Raw genomic sequence first — 15247 nt, 5'->3', positions numbered from 1 at the left:
CCGGCGGGGACCCCCGCCCCGCCTCCCTTAAAAAAACAGCTCCCCCCGCTCACCGTCAGGGTCACCGGCACCCCCTGGTCCCACGCCCCGGCCTGGATGGGCTCCTTCCCCTCCCCGGTGGTCAGGATGGGGTACAGGGCGTCGCTCCCCGCAAACTTCATCTGCAAGCCGTCGGTGGCCGCGGCGGGGCTTACAAACTGCACCGTCAGGCCGTCCTTGTCTGCGGGCAGGTCGCCGCTTAGTTCCAGCGCCCCAGCCGGGGTCAGGGAGGCGGTGGCTGGGAAGGTGTGCATCCCCTTGTCATTTTTATGGGCGGTGATCTCCCCTGCTAAATTGGCTGCAACATCTCCATCTAGGATCACTTGTAGGCTATCAAACCAAGCCTGGAAATCCTTTTTTTGGTCCTCCATCAATTGGGCAAATGTCTCCTGTTGTAGGTGTAGCACCTCTGCAGCTTTGTCATACCAAGCAGAGACATCCGGCTGGAGTAGGCTCCCAACAATGCCGCAGATAGGCTTGCCATCCAAGCCTGGGGTCAAATCCAGCCGGTGATCCTCGATCATAGCGGCAGTGACTTGGTTTGTCCCTGTAGGTACTGTCACGGTATGGAGGCCCAGCTCGTAGATTCCCTCCGACCTAGTGAGATTTTCCACCAAAGTGCCAGTGCTGCGAGGCTTGACAAACAGCTTGTAAACCACCTGGCTGCTGGTGGTGTCCAGCCGGGCCACAATGTCATTTATCCCAGGATTGAGGTGCAATGTCTCGGTGTCCCGCACCCTAAGATAGGCGCCGTCAATCCAGGCAATGCCGTCCTGGATGATGAGGGCAAGGCCCTCCCCAGGGCTGGCGGCCAGGGAATTGCCTAGCTGCACCGCTGGCACAATGGTGGAGTTATCGGTTTGTCGCACCTCTGGGACAACGCCGTTGGTGAGCATGGAGGCCCATAGTTCCCGGTACTGCTCCGCCGAGTAGTAATACTCCTCCGGCTGGCCGAAACTCTGGTTGATCCAGGAGACTGCCTCCTCTGGGGTGGAGACCAGTTCCCGGCTTGGCGCGCCCAAAGGGGCATCAAATACGCCGAATGTGATCAAAGTCTTTTCCTCCTTTACAGGTTTTTCATCCGCCGTTCCATGGCCTCAAAGCGGGTGATCTTCTCTTCCCCAAACCCTAGCACCCGGCTGATCCCACTGTTCGTCCACCGGTGGGTGACGCTAACAATCTGCTTGTCAAAGATGGCCAGCCGTCCCAGGAGGCCGCTGCGGGCTTGGATGGTGACAAAATCCCCCAGGTTGTAATCCACCCCATATTGGAGCCGGTCCAGCACATCCACCTCTATGCTTTCCACCTGCTGGTACCGCTCTGCATCTTTGAGGGCATAGGCTTTGAGGTTGTCATAGATCTGGCCATCAGGCAGGTTGACCGACACATTAAGGTGCTGCTCTTTGCGGTCTGGGCCGGTGGGCTCCTCCTCCCCCTCCCGGTAATACATGGCTGTTAGGGATTGGGCGCTGTTTTTGCTGTTGGCCAGGGAGGTGTAGAAGAGGTTGCGGTAATCCTTGACACTGCTGTAATAGTTGAGGGAGGCCATATTGCGGTACCGGGCGTCGAAGATGATCCGGGAGTTGGCGTTCTGGCCGGCGGTGTGGTCTACCCCCGCTATGACGTCAAAAACAAACTGGGAAGTCTTCAGATCCACGTCCACCCGGTAGCCCATCTTCTGGGGGGAGAGGTTTTTCTGCATGACTTCATCCAAGGGTTCAAACCGGCTCATGTATTGGTCATTGGCCAGGCCCCTCCCCTGATCCGGGGCGAGGATAAAGCCGGGGATTTTCCGCTTGGCGTCTACAGGGGCGGTGATGTTGTTTCGCACAAAGTGCTTGACCACCGCCTCAGTGGTGGCGTTGTTGATGGCGTCATATCCCTGTAACCCTTCCTGGATGATTTTTTGGGGGTACAGGGTCACCCGGTCCTCCAAATATCCCTTGAGGTCGCTGCCCGCGATGACAATAGAGTTGGCGTCCCGGCCCACCCCCTGGCTCAACTGCCGGATGATGCCAAAATACCGGTTGTCCACGCTGATCAGATACCCCTCTTGGAGGTATAAGGCCATATCGTCGGCCAGGGGGATGGTGATCTCAAACTCTCCCACTGCGTCCAGGTTCTCCCGGAAATAGATGGAAGTTGCCCGGCGGGTTACCTTGAGCTGGTTGCCGGTGAGGGTCTCCCCCTCGTGGAGATTGCGATACAAATAGATGAGAGCCATAATTTACACCGCCAAATATGGTTTGTTGTAGATGATATAGGAGAGGGGCCGGGAACCGGCGATGCCGTTTTCCAGCTCAATCCGGTTTTTCCCCGGCGCCAGGGTGATGGGGGTGCTGCCCGCTTCCAGGCGGTTGGTGGCATTGGTTTTGCGGCCGGTGAGCAGATCTTGGATGTAGATGTCCGCCGTCTCGCTGTCCACTACCATTTTCTGCCCCTCACCGATGGCCTCGTTGACCTGGAGCCATTCCCCGGTGGAGTGGTTGGTGATGGTCACCGCCGTGGACTGGGAGAGGATTTCAATCCGGGTGGGGATGGTGATGGAGGTGGTGTTGTATACCTCCACGTCCGCCACCGCATAGCCAAAGAGGATGGGGGTGGAAAACGGGAAATGCCACAGGGCTTTTATCTGGCCGATGGGCAGGACGATGGAATCGTAGTCAGTCCAATAGGGGGAGTCGCTCTGCCATTCCAGGGTAAAGGGCTGGCAGAGGCCCTTTTCCCCCTCAAATCCGGGGTTGCCAGAGGGCCGCACCCGCAGCTTTTTTCGGCTGCCGTCGTGCTGTTCGGCCACCAGCGTCCCCTCAAAGTGGATGTTCATGGCCATGGCCAGGTTGGTCCGCAGCTGTTCCAGATGCCGCTTGCTCAGTCCCACGATCTGCCCAGTGGCGGGGATGGTCTTTTTGTCATAGCTGCCGCCCAGAGTAAGCACTCCATCGCTGCCGATGACTGCATGCTCGTCAAAGGAGGCCCCAGCGCTGCTCAAATCGGCATAGCTGACAAAGTAAGGCCCGCCCGCGTTGAACTGGATAATGGCCCCATTGTCGGATAAATAGGTCAGTCGCTTCATGGCATCCTCCTCACCTCAGCATCATATTGCGGAAAACCCGGGCCGCCTGCTCATCGGTGTAACTGGTGCCGGTGAGGGTAAGGCGGGAACTGCGGTCGCTGTAGTCGTAGGTCACATTGGCGGTCTGCCGGGCGCTGTTCTGGGCCCGGCGCAGCTTCTCAATCATCGCCTCCAGTTGGCGGGCCACCTGTTTGGCCCCTTCATCCAGGGTCTTTACAAAATCAGTGGATATTTTGTTCATCTCGGTGCTGGACATGCCAAAGACCTGGTTTAGCTGCTCAATGTGGAGGTTATAGGCTTCATCCAGTGCCCTTTGTTCGGTTTCCAAAAGGCTTTGGAGGTCGGCTTTCTTCTGTTCGGCCACCTCCCGGGCGTCGGCTAACTCCTGTTGGAGGGCTTCCTTACGGTCGGCCTGCTCCCGTTCCCACTGCCGCTCTGCCTCCAGCTGATGGATCTGGTCCAGCTGGGCCAACAGTTCCCGGCGGGTAAAGTCGTCCAATTTCCCGTATTGGAGCTGGGCGATGATGGCGTCCTTCTCCTCCTGGGTGGCCTCATCCTCTTTGAGCCGCTTGCGGGCCTCGATCTCCTTGTCAATGGCGGCGATCTCCGCATTGATTTTCTTTTCGGTGGCGGCCAGGGCCTTCTCTACTGCCTTGACTTCGGCGTTGTACCGGTCCTGCACCAGCTGCTTTTCGTAGCTGTAGGCGTCCTTGGCATATTGGATTTGCTCCTCGTACTGGCTCTTTTGGATGGACTTCGCAGCGGAGGCAAATCCTTTTAGGTTGCTCAACCGGGTATCGTAGGCAATGGCCTCCCCCTGGGTGATCTCCGCCTGGGCCTCCCTCCACTCAGCGCTGTTTTCGGCCAGGTACTTTTCCTGGGCCTCTTTCAGCCGCTCCAGGTACTGTTCGTTGGTGATAAGGTCCATATCCCGCTGCATAATCAGCAAGTCCCGCTCTTTCTTAAATCCATTGATGTCTTCCCCATAGATGGCCTTGATCCCTGTGCTGGCGATGGATTTTTCAGGATGGAACCCTCCTTCCATCTTTCGCTCAAAAATTTTCTGGGTACGATTGAGCTTATTCTCCTCTTGCTCCAATGATCGCATGGAATCAGCTAAGCCATCAATTTGGGCCTGTAAATCCCCAACACTGTAATCGTCACCAGTAATTTTAGCAATTTCAAGGTTTCGCGTCTTATAATCAATCTGTTGCTGTAACTCACCTTTTTCAGTTTCGATATCTTCCAACCGCTTTTTGCCGGCCAGCACTTCCTCCCGCATTTGGAGCAACCGGATTTCCCGCGCCCGCTCCTCATTGAGGCCATAGAGGACACTGGCCTGGGTGCTGTACCGGCCTGTCTCCTCATCCAGGAGGGATATGGCCCCCGGCAATGCCTGGTTCAGCTGTTCCACCACCCCTTGGAGCCGCTCTTTTTCCTGGGCGGTGAGCTCTGTTTTGCTGTTGAGCTCATCATAGGTCTGGATCAGCTGCTGGGTGGTTTCAACCTCCTGCCGGGATGCCTCCTGGGCTTTTTCAGCCGCCTGCACCGCTGCCTCGTACTCCTGCCGGGATTCCTTGATGGCGTTGTTCAGCCGGGTTGCCGGGTTGTAAGCAGCGTCCATCTGTACCGCTAAGGCCACGAGGGCCACCGCTGCGGCCCCTAGGGTGGCGGTGAGGGGGTTGGCCGCCAGGTTAAGCAGAGTCACTGCCTTGCTTGCGCCGTCGGAAGCAAGCTTTGCGGCTTCCAGGGCACTCCGGAACCCACTGACCCCCTTAGCGGCGGCTCCCATCACCGTGATTACCGGGCCAGTGGCCGCCGCTGTGGCAAGAATGGTGGTGAGGGCTTTTTTCTCCCCATCGCTCAGTTGGTTAAACCCCGTGAGGAGCTTATTGACTACCTTGAGCAGTTCATCATAGGCCGGCATAATCCCTTTGACCAGCTCGGCGGCTGCCTGTTTACGCTGTTCCGCGGCCAGCCGCTCTTGGTTTGCGGTGCTGTCTATGGTGCGGGCAAAATCCCCCTGGGCCACTTTGAGGGCGTCGGTGACAAACTGATACCGGAGCATGACCTTCTCGCCTTGGTCCATGTCCTTATACAAGGTCTCATATCCCTGGGCAAGGGCATATGCCTGCAAGTTTGCCTCAGTCATGACTACACCGTACTTTTTGAGGGCTTCGGTCTCGCCGGTGTAAATCCCTTCCAGGGCTTTGCTGCTCATCTCATAGCTTGTGTTGTAAAAGGATGAGACGTCCCCGGCCAGGGCTGTGAGGTTCATGGCCATCTCCTCGCCCTTTTGGATGGGGACGTCCATGCCGTCTCCCATGGCCTTATAGAGGCCGGCGGTCTGCTTGGCGGTCAACTCGGAGATGCCGTTGGATTGGAGCAAAGTCTTTGACCATTCATCCACCTTGCTGGCGCTGGCCCCAAATGCCTGCTCCACCACATTCTGGGATTCGGCCAGATCGCTGTAGACCTGTTTTCCCTCATTGGCCAGGAGGGCGAGGGGGGCGGTAATCGCCGCCGACATCACCGCCCCGGTCTGGATCGCCTTCCCACCAGCGGCGCCCAGCTGCTGGTTTGCCCTCTTCGCCTGTAAACTGTTGATCTCATTTAGGGCAATGGTTGCCCTCTTGGCTTGGGTTTCTGCTTTCACCAGCTGGGTGGTCAATTTTTCGATCTCCTGGTTACGCGCCTCACTGGCAGGCGCTTGTTCCAGGGATTTCAGCCCCTCTTTGAGGAGTTTGACCTTCTCGGTGGATTTCTCCACCGCCTTCTGGGCCTGTTTCTGCGCATCCAGAAATTTTTTATTGTTCCACTCCAAATTGAGTAGGTCTTTTAGGGATTTGGCCCGGTTTCCCGCATTTTTCATCCCTTGATCCAGCTTTTTCAACTCTTGCCGGAACTGTTCGGTGTTACCGCGGATTTCAATTTCCAGTTTCTTTTTCGCCATGGTCTATCCCTCCTGTCTGGCGAGGTATTCCTCCACCTGGGCCTCCCGCTCTGGGGTGATGCTGTATAGGGCCTTGCGCTCTTGGGAGCTCATCTCCCTGGGCGCTGGGGCGGCTCCCTGCCCAAAACAGGCTTCCAGCTGTTCCAGCAGTTGGAAGATGGTCAGCTCCGAAAGGAGGAAAGCTGGCAGGGAGCTTTGGGCGAACAGGGCCATGATCTGGTATTCATCTACCGGCGCGGCGGCGGGCCCTCCTTCCCACCGCCGCCGGGCAGATTTGGTCATCTCGCAGAATATAGAGTAGGCTTGGGCGGGGAACCCCGGGTCTTGGGCCGCTTCCCGTTCCAATTTATTCCGGCCTGGTTTTGGCCCCTTTATGCCCTCATAGATCAGCTGAAACAGCTGTTGAAAGGTTGGTTCCTTCCCCGCTAAAAAGGAGGTCCCATAGCGCGCCCGATACCGGTATAAGGTCAAAAACGCCGGGGAGACCTCATAGGGCTTGCCGCTGATTTGCAGTTCCATGGGCTAGCTCTCCAATGCCGCTTTCACCTTTACCACCGGTACGGTCTTTCCAAAGTCGGCATAGTTGGCGTCCCCCGGCACAGAGATGACCATAGTGGCGGTGATCTCGTTGCCGTTGGCATCCTGGTAAACCGCTGATCCGGTGGAATCCTTCACCTTGTCGCCGTAGATGGTAATGGGATACTGGTATTCGCCTAAGGTCGCGGTGTTCTCATCGGTGGCATGGCTGCGGGTGGCTTTGCCCATCTCCACATTGAGGGCCCAAACTTTGACCTTGTAGTTGATGCCGCTCTGGGTGGTCTCGCTGTACTCGTAATACAGATCAACGCGTTTGTACCCGGTGATCTTCACCTCGGCGGTGGCCCCGTCCACCTCCATCAGCTGGCCCAGATCGATTTCCAGGGCCCGGTAAGGGGCTGTGGTTCCCAGGCTGCCGGTGCTGCCCTGGTCGCTGGGGATGGTGAGCACCTTGCTGTCATTGGCAAACACTTCCTGAGCCTCCACCTGGGGCTCGTGGGAGATGCTTTTGATATAGGGGATTTCCTTCACCTCGGTGCCGGGGGCCCCGCTATCATCCCGCAGGGCATATTTGGCATTGGTGATGCCGTGATATGCCGGGGCCTGTTTTTTGTAGTCTGCTGCCATGTCTTGTCCTCCTTATAGGTCTAGGTTGATTTCGCCCAGGATGATCTCTGCCAGCTCATCCTCTATGGCGTCGTAGGTCTTTTGGATGTGAGGCTGGGCGGGCATCTCCTCGGTGCCATATTCCAGCAGCATTTTGAGGGGGATGGGGCCGTCCGGGCCGTCCACATACTTGTCGTTGGTGATGTAGCGGACCTTCTTGTACCTGTCTTTGACATACCAGCTGTCCCGGTAGGGTTTTTCTCCGGAATCGGCCAGTTCCCCTCGGGGGGAAGCATCCCGGAGGGCTTCCATCGCCCGGGCGGCGGCTTTGTCCAAACCCCGCTCCAAATCCTCATTCAGGGTATCCGATAACCCTTGGATGAGGTTGTCTGCATTCAAGTCAAATTGATGTCTCACAATTTCACCGCCCTTTCCAAAGCGAATTCCAGCAGGGCGCCCCGTTTTTCTTCCGGCTTCATCCGGTAGATAGGCTCTATATCCCATCCCCGGAACCCCAGGCTGTGGGCCGCCTCCTGGATGGCCCTTATGTGCTGGCTGCTGTACCTGCTTTCCACTGCAAAATAGCGGACTTGCAGACTGATCTCCTTCCAAACCGGGAGGCCGGAAGCAAAAGCCAAAGGCTTCTCCCCAGTTATCGTATACACGGCATACTCCTCTGGAAGCTGCCCTTCCACTTCCTGGGCCAGATCCCGGAAGGAATAGACCCCCGATGGGTACAGCCGCTCATCCAGCGCCCGCTGGATTTGGTTTGCCAGTTCTTCCACGCTATTTCCCCTCCAGCCGGTGGACTTTAAATTCCAAAACCTGGTTTTGCATCCCCACATTGTCCGCGTCACCGTAGACCACAAAAGGATGGGCTTTCGGGCCCTCCTCCACCAGGTGTACCCGTACCTCCCTTGTCCGCAGGGCTTCCCATACATCGGGGTGATAGGACATTCGGACTGTGGCCATCTGGCGGATGTTCTGGGCCGCAGCACTGATCATATCCGCGCCGAAGGCCCCCCGCCATTCCACCGGGAAGGCATCGCTCACCACGCCATGACAGATGCGGGTGAGGGGCGCCCATGTTTCGGACGCCCCGTTCCCTGCTGTGTAGGTGCTTGTTTTTTTGCTGATCCGGATGAATGTGTGGGGATGGATGACAAGATCAGCCATTGGTGTCCACCTCTGTGCTGCGCAGTTTGGATAGGTTGGCGATATAGACTGGGTGGTTTTGGATGCTGGCGGTGTCGCTGCCCTGCCGCATTTTGCAGTACAAGGCCATACTGTCTACTGCAAGAGGGGTTTCCAGCAGCTCCACCGGCACCCCGGCGCCCACCATGTCCGCCATGCAGGATTCCATCTGCCACTCAATTTTTTGATCCTCTATGGGATCGCTGTAGGTGATGCCCATGAGGGCCTTGACCTGTTCCCGGGCCTGTTCTGATGGTTTCATCATGCCACCCTCTTACTTGGAGGCTTTGGGGTCTTGCTCTGAGGATACCTGTTCTGCAACAGATGCCATAGCAGCGGTCGCCTCCAACAGAGCAAAAGCTTTGTTGTCCATAGGCTTGCCATCGGCAATGGCATAGATGATGTAATCGGTGTACCGCTTCTTTCCGTGATCCTCCACTGTGATGGTCATATCCTGGGCCAGGTTGGCAAAATATCCCTCCCTGGGGTTGCCCAGGAGGATTTGGCCGTCCTCCAAGGCGGATTCCAGTTTCACCGGGCGGCCCAAGATACGGCCTACCCCCTCGTTGGAGGGGTCAGCGATAAAGACTGGGCGGCCTGTCCCATCTACCACATTGGCCAGCTGGGCCCAGATGGTTGCGTTGTTGGCATAGATAGCCGCTCCCGCCATGTAACCGGAGGCCAATTTCGCCATGAGGGTGGTCAAATCCTTGTAAGCTACCTGGCCGGTGACTTTGACCACCTGTGGGGTGCTGCTCTCTTTTTTCAAGGCGGTAATCACACCCAAAGGTTCCGGCTTGAAACTCTCCGAATCCCCGGGGGCGCCTTTGCCCCGCACCGCGCCATAGGCCAAAGCGTCTCCCGCCTTCTGCCCCAATTTCTTGGTCAGATAGGGCAGAAACGCTTGGATTGCCATCCGTTTCAGCTTCCAGGTTACCGGCACGCAGCGGGAGAGTTCCCGGCCCACCAATTCTACCTGGCTGAAGGATTCGGTCCCGTCCTCCGTCTCGGTGGCTTCATCGTACCACTTAGCGTCCTCCCCTTTTTCGTCGTCCTTGATGGCGGCCACCGTCCCGGGAACCCCCAAGGGATCTACGTCTGCCCAGAAGGCGTGGCCTTCCTGGGCCCGGGCCCAGATGCCGTCAGTCACCGTTTTGGGGATGAGGGCCCCACTGTTTTCGGTGGAGAGGGGCGACGCGGCCCGGAACTCGGCGTTTGTGGCGTCAAATACCTCCCGCTGTTCATCGGTGAGGGGGCGGCCGGTCAATTCCAGGGCCCAGGCTTCCCGGTATTCGGCGTCGTCCTCCTCTTCGCCCCGCTGCGCCCGGTCCCCCAGGATGGCGGAAAGGATGGTCTGCATCTCTCCCCGCTGTTCGGCTCCCTCCTGGGCGGCTTGCTCCCGCTCATCCATGTCTTCATTGGGGAGCGCCTCCAACATGGAGCGCATTTCTGCGATATCCCCATTGAGCTGGTCCATCTCCGCGTTCATGCTGCGCAGCTGGACCACATCCTCGCAGCTCTCCACCTGGGTGAGCAGCGCTTGTTTGCGGGTCTCCTTCTGCTGGATCAATTTCAAAAGTTTGTCTTTCATGGGCTATACCTTTCCTTTCATGCGGATTTTGTCTTTCAGCAGCGCCAAATCACAGCTTTGGGCGGCCTTCCTCCTGGCTTCCTCTAAGACCTGTTCCGCCGTGGCGGGTTCGGCCCTTGCTTCCACCTTTGCCCCCCGGTAAGCCGGGCGGACAACGCTGGAAATGTCCCGTATCTCCTTATATTTCTGGATGCGGCGGGTGGGCATGGGGCTGGCCATATTCTCCCACCGCTGGGCGTCAATTTTAAATGCAAAGGACATGCCGGTGATATCCCCCCGCTTGATGCCGCTGTAAAGGCTGCGGGCCTCAGCATTGTTGTCCAAATCCAGCTTGGTGCGGAAACGGAGGCCCTTGCTGTCCAAAGACAGTTCCAGGCTGTTCACCGCCCGGCCTGACTGGTACCGGGCCACGGGGATCATACGGTCGTTGTGATTGATAAAAAATGGGACGTCCTTTAAGCTCTCCTGGGTGACTGCGCCTGGCTCCACCACCTCCCGGAACATACCCCCGATGGTGGTCATCTGGCCATAGACAACAGCATACCCCTCGATCACCCCTTCCTCTGCCTCATCGGCCTGCACCTCAAAGGCGCGAAGCTCCATATTCTCTTCCAACGATCATTCCTCCTCTTTCTTGGGGGTCAACGGCTCATCCGGGGCCTTTCCCTGGCCTGCCCTCCGCATCTGGTATTGGGTAGCCACCTGTCTCTCCACATAGTTGAGGGACTGGACACCGCCCTGGACACCCCTCGGCTCCATGCCGATGAGTTCCCGGGCTTCATCCTCGCCGATGTAGCCGGTAGGCATGTAGATTTCCGCGATCTTGAGCCGGGTTTCCAGGCTCATGTGCTGGATTTGCCGGTCGTAGATTTTCACCTTCCGGCCCTGCGCCCGCTCCCGCGGGGTGTAACACACCCCAGTCATGGCCTGTTCAAACTTGACGATAAACGTCTCGATGCACTTTTGATAAAAAGCGGAGCTCTGGGTCTCGGTAAAATCGCCGCTGAGGATGGCCGGGGACACCCCCAAACCCTTAATCAGCTTGTTTTCCAGGTATTCCAGCACCTCTTTGTCGATTACTTTGGCGTTTTTGGTGATGGGGATGAACTCCCCCGCCAGGTCGATGGCCGCAATGCCAGAGGCGCTGCTTTCCAGGCTCTTTTCAAACCGGTCCCGCTCCTTTTTCAGCTTGTCGGCCTCCGCTACATTGCGGGCCACAAAGACCCCGTTCATGGAGAGGCCGGCTTCTAGGGCTTTGGGGATCAGCTGCTGGGCCCGGTCCAGGGTCTGGGCAGTCTTGAGCCCCTCCCGGGTGTCCACCTGTCCAAAGGCATCTCCACCCAAAAGAGGGTTTGGCCCATATTCCCGGCGCAGGTGGATGAAACTGCTGTAGGGGAGGGTGAAGCTCTCCCCCGCTAAAAATCCCAATTTGAGATACAGGCCGCCCCGCCCATCCATCTGGAATTCCACCCGAGTGGGGTTGAGGGGGTAAAAGGCTTTGTGGACGCTGATCAGCCCGCTGCGGCTGCGGCGGGTCTCATATTTGCGGTAAATAAAGGCGTTGTCCCGCACCAGCCACTGGTATACCACCTGCTCAAAAAAATCGGCGGTGGATTGGTAGGGGTTGGGCCGGCAGGAGAATAGCTGGGTGATGTCGTCTTTTACCACCGTGATCTTGTGGGGGTTTTCCTGCTCAATCACCGATTTAAGGGTGATCTTGCCGCACTCCTCCGCGATGGCCCGCACCGCCTGGCGCACTGTGTCCGACCGGTACAGGTCATCGCCAAACGTGGCCATGGCCGGGAGGCTCTCGGCGATTGTCTCCAATGTCACACGGGTGTTTTCCCCTTCCCCGCCCAGCAGGCGGGAGAAAAAGTCTCGGATTCCTATGGGTTTTCACCTCCTTGCTCGCTTATTCAATCAATTCCCGCAGCTTGCCGCCGTACTGCTGGTGGAGATATTGGCAGATGATAAAGGTCAAACAGCCGTCGATCCGGTTAGAGGAGCGGCCCTGTACCTTCACCGGCATGATCCGCCCAATGTTGTCGGTGCGGATGGCGGTATTCCGCAGGCACCATGCGTCAATTTCATGATTGTTGTAGACGATCCCCTTGGTCTTCAAATCGGCTTCCAGGCTGCGCATAGGGCTGGATAGGGCGGCAAAGTCCATGGGTACCCGTTCCAGTACCTCCTTGCCAAAGTATTCCTCTAGGGTTTTGGCAAACCCTTTGGCGTGCCAGTTATCGTAGCCGATTTTGTAGGGCGTCATGCCGTACTGGGTGTACAGGTCGATAAACCACTGGGCCACCGCCTCGCCGTCCACCTCGTTGCCTGGGAGAATGGTCACCAGGCCCTCCCGCTCCCATTGACGGTAGTCCTTTTTCTCCCGGTTGGTGTCGTTTTCAAACAGGTCGGCATCGGCCTTGGCCTCGGGGATAAAGTACATTTGGATGGTATATTTCTTGTGGTCGCCGGGCCGCAGGAAAGAGGCTTTCACCGAGTTTAAGTCGGTGGTCTCGGCCAGGTCGGCGGCCCCCAGGTAGTAACAGCCCCGGAACTCCTCCAAATCGAAGGCGGCGGGATTGACAATGACCGATTCTTCCAGCCAGGCTTGGGCGTTATTTTGCTTGAGGTTGAACTCCTTGGCCAGTACAAAGGCCCGCTCGCTCTTGCTCAGCTTGGCTTTGGCCACCAGGCTGCGCAGGTATCCCCACCGCTTGATGGAGCCCAGGCCCGGGTTGGACTTCTGCCAGCTCTTTTCTTCCTGCCAGACCTCCTTTTCGCTGTCCTGGGTGTAAAGCCACGGCAGGAGGCGGTTGTCCTCCACCTCCCCCCGCAGCACCTGGCGGGCATATTTGAGCCGGTTGTCCAAGTACCCGTCCTGGGTGAACCCTTCGGTGGTGATCTCAAAATAAAGGGGCTCTTTTTGGGTGGAAAGGGACTGGATCAAGGGCATCACTGTGCTGTCATCCTTCATTTCAAAGACTTCATCTACGATGACCATGCCCAGGTTGCGCCCCTCTTTGGCCCCGGATTTGGCCGACATCTTACGGATTTGGGCCTTGTTTTGGCGGGAGAACTTCCCCTTTTTCTTTTTTTGCTTGGGGTTGCCAAAATAGATGCCCCTGATATTCTTCCGGGTGACCTTTTCCAGGCTTCGGCTCTCCTCCCGCATGCTGTCAATGGCCTGATAGCACAAATCCGCCTGCTCATAGTCGTTGGAGGCGCACATGATCTTGAGGCCGGTCTCCCCGCAGAAAAACTCCGCCAGGGCCAGGGCCGCTAAAAGGGGCGTTTTTCCGTTTTTCCGCCCGATTACCAACAAAATCTGCTGGAACCGGCGCACCCACTGGCCCCACTCCATGTCATAGAGCTGGAAGCCGTACACCGCCTCAATAAATGCCTTTTGGAACAGTTCCAGGAGGAAGGGCTTCCCTGCGAAAGGGGCCTCAAACAGCTTGCATTTGGTCTCAATAAACCGGATTCGCTTGTGGGGCTCTGTGAGCTCGAAGCGGTACTCCGGGTCCTGCATATCCTCCATAAGGGTATCCAGCAGAGTTTCCAGCTCCCGCCCGATGAGGGGTTCCCCGGCCTTGCAGCGGCTGTAGTATTCCATCAGGTAGGAGTGTTCCCCTCCGATCTCGCAGGAAAGGACGTTGAAAGGGGCCATTACTCAAACTCCTCCAAGTCGTCCTCTTCCTCCGGCTCCGCCCCCAGCAATTCCCGGGAGAGGAGGCGGCTGGAATTGTTGTAACTGGCCCGCAGCTTGGTTAGCATTTTGGACACGGCGGTCTCCTTCTGGTTGAGTGGGTTCTTGGCGGAGACCTTCACCAGGCCGCTGGCAGCGGCGATCCGGTAAAGATCGTCCAGCTCTACCCGGATGCGGGCGTTCTCCCAGATATGGCCGTCAAACAGGGCTAGTTTGGATTCCTCCGCCCCAGCAAACAGATCCCGGAGCCGGGCATATTCCCGCTGCACTGCATCCTCGCGGGCTGGGGTTTTCCCCTTTTCCATTGGTTTTCCTCCTTTCCCGGTTTTTTTATGGGTTATGGGGATTTCCCTAAAAAGTCAATTTTGCCCCGTGTGTGCTTCGAATGGGTACCGCACAGTATGGCTCCAGGCCCGCTAAAAGGCAGGTGGGGGGGAGGGCTGCCCGCTACTCCTGGTACTGGTCAAACCAGGATTGGATATACCCTTCCCACTGCTGGCGGACTTGTACCCGCTGTGGGTCCTGGTACAGCCTAGCAATGCACTCCTCCTGGGTGGCGTCGCAGTAGACAGGCACCGCGCCCAGTTCCTCCAAGAGCTGCTGGCGCTCGGCGCTTTGGGGATATCCCCCGATGAGATAGGCGTCGTTCCACCGGCCATACCGGGTGCGGATGTTGTCGATGAGCAAGCCCCGCACTGCAAACACGTTAAACCGCAGGTTGTTGGGCTTGTCATAAATGGGCTGGCCGGATATGGCCTGCCACAGGGCGTCCATGTCCACCATCAAATCCCCCCGGCGAGCGGTCTGCCGCACAAAGGTGGATTTGCCCGACAAAGGCGGCCCATACACCAGGAACACATTGTGGGCCACCGGCCCGAAGCGGTTGTGCTCCCGGTTGTGGCAGTCAAGGCACACCAGTTCAATGTTGTCCGGGTTCAGGGTGACCGCCGGGTCATTGAGGTTGCTCAGGGTGATTTCCACCTTGTGGTGGGCGATAATCTGGGAGGTATCTTCCAGGATGGCGCCGCACCGCTCGCACCTGGCCCCCCGCTCCACAATGAGCGTCCGGCGCAGCTCCCGGAAGGGTTTGCTCACATACAGCTGCTGGATCGCTTGCAGGCGGGCCAATTAGACCAACTCCTCATCCATTGCTTTCTTGTGCTGGAACTTCTCCCGGTTCAGCTTTAGCTGGTCGGGGTTGTCCGCCCAGCCGCCCTCCTTGTCCCGGTTCTTGAGGAAGAAGGCCGCCGCGGCCATCTGGGGCGGAAGGTACTCCTTGACGGTGACCAGTTCCACCTGCTCCCTTTCGCACCGGCGGTTCTCGGCGTCGTAGTAAACCTCTTTGCACTTAAAGGCTTTCTCTACTTCCACAAACCGGCCCACCGCCATCTCATATAGGGCGCTGACCACCTCGTTGATGCATTCCTTCCGTGCCTGGTCCAGCATTTGGGCAAGTTCTGGGTGGGCTTTCTTTTCGGCAAACCAAGTGGTTTTCCCCACGCCAAGGGCAATGTAAATTTGGGAATCAGCACAGCCCCTCCCCGC

Annotated in this window: 17 protein-coding genes; all 17 read right to left on the bottom strand. The window is 57.7% G+C overall.

What is annotated here, in order from left to right; all coding sequences use genetic code 11:
• On the bottom strand, nucleotides 1-1091 hold a 1091-nt coding region (locus BQ5353_RS13110), incomplete at its 3' end, for a hypothetical protein (protein ID WP_162273139.1).
• 14 nt (nucleotides 1092-1105) lie between these two features.
• Nucleotides 1106-2263 carry a siphovirus ReqiPepy6 Gp37-like family protein gene (locus tag BQ5353_RS11275; RefSeq protein ID WP_071428275.1) on the bottom strand — a complete coding sequence of 386 codons (1158 nt, stop codon included), beginning with the start codon at nucleotides 2261-2263 and terminating at the stop codon, nucleotides 1106-1108.
• Nucleotides 2264-2266: 3 nt separating this feature from the next.
• Nucleotides 2267-3112 (bottom strand): phage distal tail protein, encoded by an 846-nt coding sequence (locus BQ5353_RS11270; protein ID WP_071428274.1) that lies wholly within the window; start codon nucleotides 3110-3112, stop codon nucleotides 2267-2269.
• A gap of 10 nt (nucleotides 3113-3122) precedes the next feature.
• Nucleotides 3123-6065: a coiled-coil domain-containing protein gene (locus tag BQ5353_RS11265; protein ID WP_071428273.1), complete on the bottom strand. Its 2943-nt coding sequence runs from the start codon at nucleotides 6063-6065 to the stop codon at nucleotides 3123-3125.
• A 3-nt stretch (nucleotides 6066-6068) separates the two neighbouring features.
• The gene (locus BQ5353_RS11260) at nucleotides 6069-6584 is read right to left on the bottom strand and encodes a hypothetical protein (RefSeq protein WP_071428272.1); all 516 of its coding nucleotides are present in this window, start codon (nucleotides 6582-6584) and stop codon (nucleotides 6069-6071) included.
• Between the two features lie 3 nt (nucleotides 6585-6587).
• Nucleotides 6588-7229, bottom strand: coding sequence for a major tail protein (locus BQ5353_RS11255; protein WP_071428271.1), 642 nt, complete (start codon nucleotides 7227-7229; stop codon nucleotides 6588-6590).
• Between the two features lie 12 nt (nucleotides 7230-7241).
• Entirely contained in the window at nucleotides 7242-7625 is a 384-nt protein-coding gene (locus tag BQ5353_RS11250) for an HK97-gp10 family putative phage morphogenesis protein (RefSeq protein ID WP_071428270.1), read from the bottom strand.
• A complete protein-coding gene (locus BQ5353_RS11245) occupies nucleotides 7622-7993 on the bottom strand; it encodes a hypothetical protein (protein ID WP_071428269.1) in 372 nt (123 codons plus the stop codon). Before BQ5353_RS11245 ends, BQ5353_RS11250 begins: the two co-directional genes overlap by 4 nt.
• A 1-nt stretch (nucleotide 7994) precedes the next feature.
• Complete coding sequence (locus BQ5353_RS11240; RefSeq protein ID WP_071428268.1) at nucleotides 7995-8384, bottom strand: hypothetical protein; 390 nt, start codon at nucleotides 8382-8384, stop codon at nucleotides 7995-7997.
• Nucleotides 8377-8667 carry a hypothetical protein gene (locus BQ5353_RS11235; protein WP_143117234.1) on the bottom strand — a complete coding sequence of 97 codons (291 nt, stop codon included), beginning with the start codon at nucleotides 8665-8667 and terminating at the stop codon, nucleotides 8377-8379. Before BQ5353_RS11235 ends, BQ5353_RS11240 begins: the two co-directional genes overlap by 8 nt.
• 9 nt (nucleotides 8668-8676) lie before the next feature.
• Entirely contained in the window at nucleotides 8677-9993 is a 1317-nt protein-coding gene (locus tag BQ5353_RS11230) for a phage major capsid protein (RefSeq protein WP_071428266.1), read from the bottom strand.
• Between the two features lie 3 nt (nucleotides 9994-9996).
• Entirely contained in the window at nucleotides 9997-10608 is a 612-nt protein-coding gene (locus BQ5353_RS11225; RefSeq protein WP_083386485.1) for an HK97 family phage prohead protease, read from the bottom strand.
• Between the two features lie 3 nt (nucleotides 10609-10611).
• Nucleotides 10612-11826 carry a phage portal protein gene (locus BQ5353_RS11220; RefSeq protein ID WP_071428265.1) on the bottom strand — a complete coding sequence of 405 codons (1215 nt, stop codon included), beginning with the start codon at nucleotides 11824-11826 and terminating at the stop codon, nucleotides 10612-10614.
• Between the two features lie 79 nt (nucleotides 11827-11905).
• A complete protein-coding gene (locus BQ5353_RS11215) occupies nucleotides 11906-13663 on the bottom strand; it encodes a terminase large subunit (RefSeq protein WP_071428264.1) in 1758 nt (585 codons plus the stop codon).
• The gene (locus tag BQ5353_RS11210) at nucleotides 13663-14007 is read right to left on the bottom strand and encodes a hypothetical protein (RefSeq protein ID WP_071428263.1); all 345 of its coding nucleotides are present in this window, start codon (nucleotides 14005-14007) and stop codon (nucleotides 13663-13665) included. Before BQ5353_RS11210 ends, BQ5353_RS11215 begins: the two co-directional genes overlap by 1 nt.
• A 142-nt stretch (nucleotides 14008-14149) precedes the next feature.
• On the bottom strand, nucleotides 14150-14830 hold the full coding sequence (locus BQ5353_RS11205; RefSeq protein ID WP_083386484.1) for an HNH endonuclease: 681 nt from the start codon (nucleotides 14828-14830) through the stop codon (nucleotides 14150-14152).
• On the bottom strand, nucleotides 14831-15148 hold the full coding sequence (locus BQ5353_RS11200) for a hypothetical protein (protein WP_143117233.1): 318 nt from the start codon (nucleotides 15146-15148) through the stop codon (nucleotides 14831-14833).
• Between the last annotated feature and the right edge of the window lie 99 nt (nucleotides 15149-15247).

It is taken from the genome of Merdimmobilis hominis, assembly GCF_900104615.1.
GTDB lineage: Bacteria > Bacillota > Clostridia > Oscillospirales > Ruminococcaceae > Merdimmobilis > Merdimmobilis hominis.
Note: the sequence above shows the minus strand (reverse complement) of the source record. Positions and strands in the feature narration are given on the sequence as shown.

Coding starts and splice junctions, on each gene's coding strand:
- BQ5353_RS11275 (WP_071428275.1), bottom strand. CDS start 2,263: ATGGCTCTCATCTATTTGTATCGCAATCTCCACGAGGGGGAGACCCTC.
- BQ5353_RS11270 (WP_071428274.1), bottom strand. CDS start 3,112: ATGAAGCGACTGACCTATTTATCCGACAATGGGGCCATTATCCAGTTC.
- BQ5353_RS11265 (WP_071428273.1), bottom strand. CDS start 6,065: ATGGCGAAAAAGAAACTGGAAATTGAAATCCGCGGTAACACCGAACAG.
- BQ5353_RS11260 (WP_071428272.1), bottom strand. CDS start 6,584: ATGGAACTGCAAATCAGCGGCAAGCCCTATGAGGTCTCCCCGGCGTTT.
- BQ5353_RS11255 (WP_071428271.1), bottom strand. CDS start 7,229: ATGGCAGCAGACTACAAAAAACAGGCCCCGGCATATCACGGCATCACC.
- BQ5353_RS11240 (WP_071428268.1), bottom strand. CDS start 8,384: ATGGCTGATCTTGTCATCCATCCCCACACATTCATCCGGATCAGCAAA.
- BQ5353_RS11235 (WP_143117234.1), bottom strand. CDS start 8,667: ATGATGAAACCATCAGAACAGGCCCGGGAACAGGTCAAGGCCCTCATG.
- BQ5353_RS11230 (WP_071428266.1), bottom strand. CDS start 9,993: ATGAAAGACAAACTTTTGAAATTGATCCAGCAGAAGGAGACCCGCAAA.
- BQ5353_RS11215 (WP_071428264.1), bottom strand. CDS start 13,663: ATGGCCCCTTTCAACGTCCTTTCCTGCGAGATCGGAGGGGAACACTCC.
- BQ5353_RS11210 (WP_071428263.1), bottom strand. CDS start 14,007: ATGGAAAAGGGGAAAACCCCAGCCCGCGAGGATGCAGTGCAGCGGGAA.
- BQ5353_RS11200 (WP_143117233.1), bottom strand. CDS start 15,148: ATGCTGGACCAGGCACGGAAGGAATGCATCAACGAGGTGGTCAGCGCC.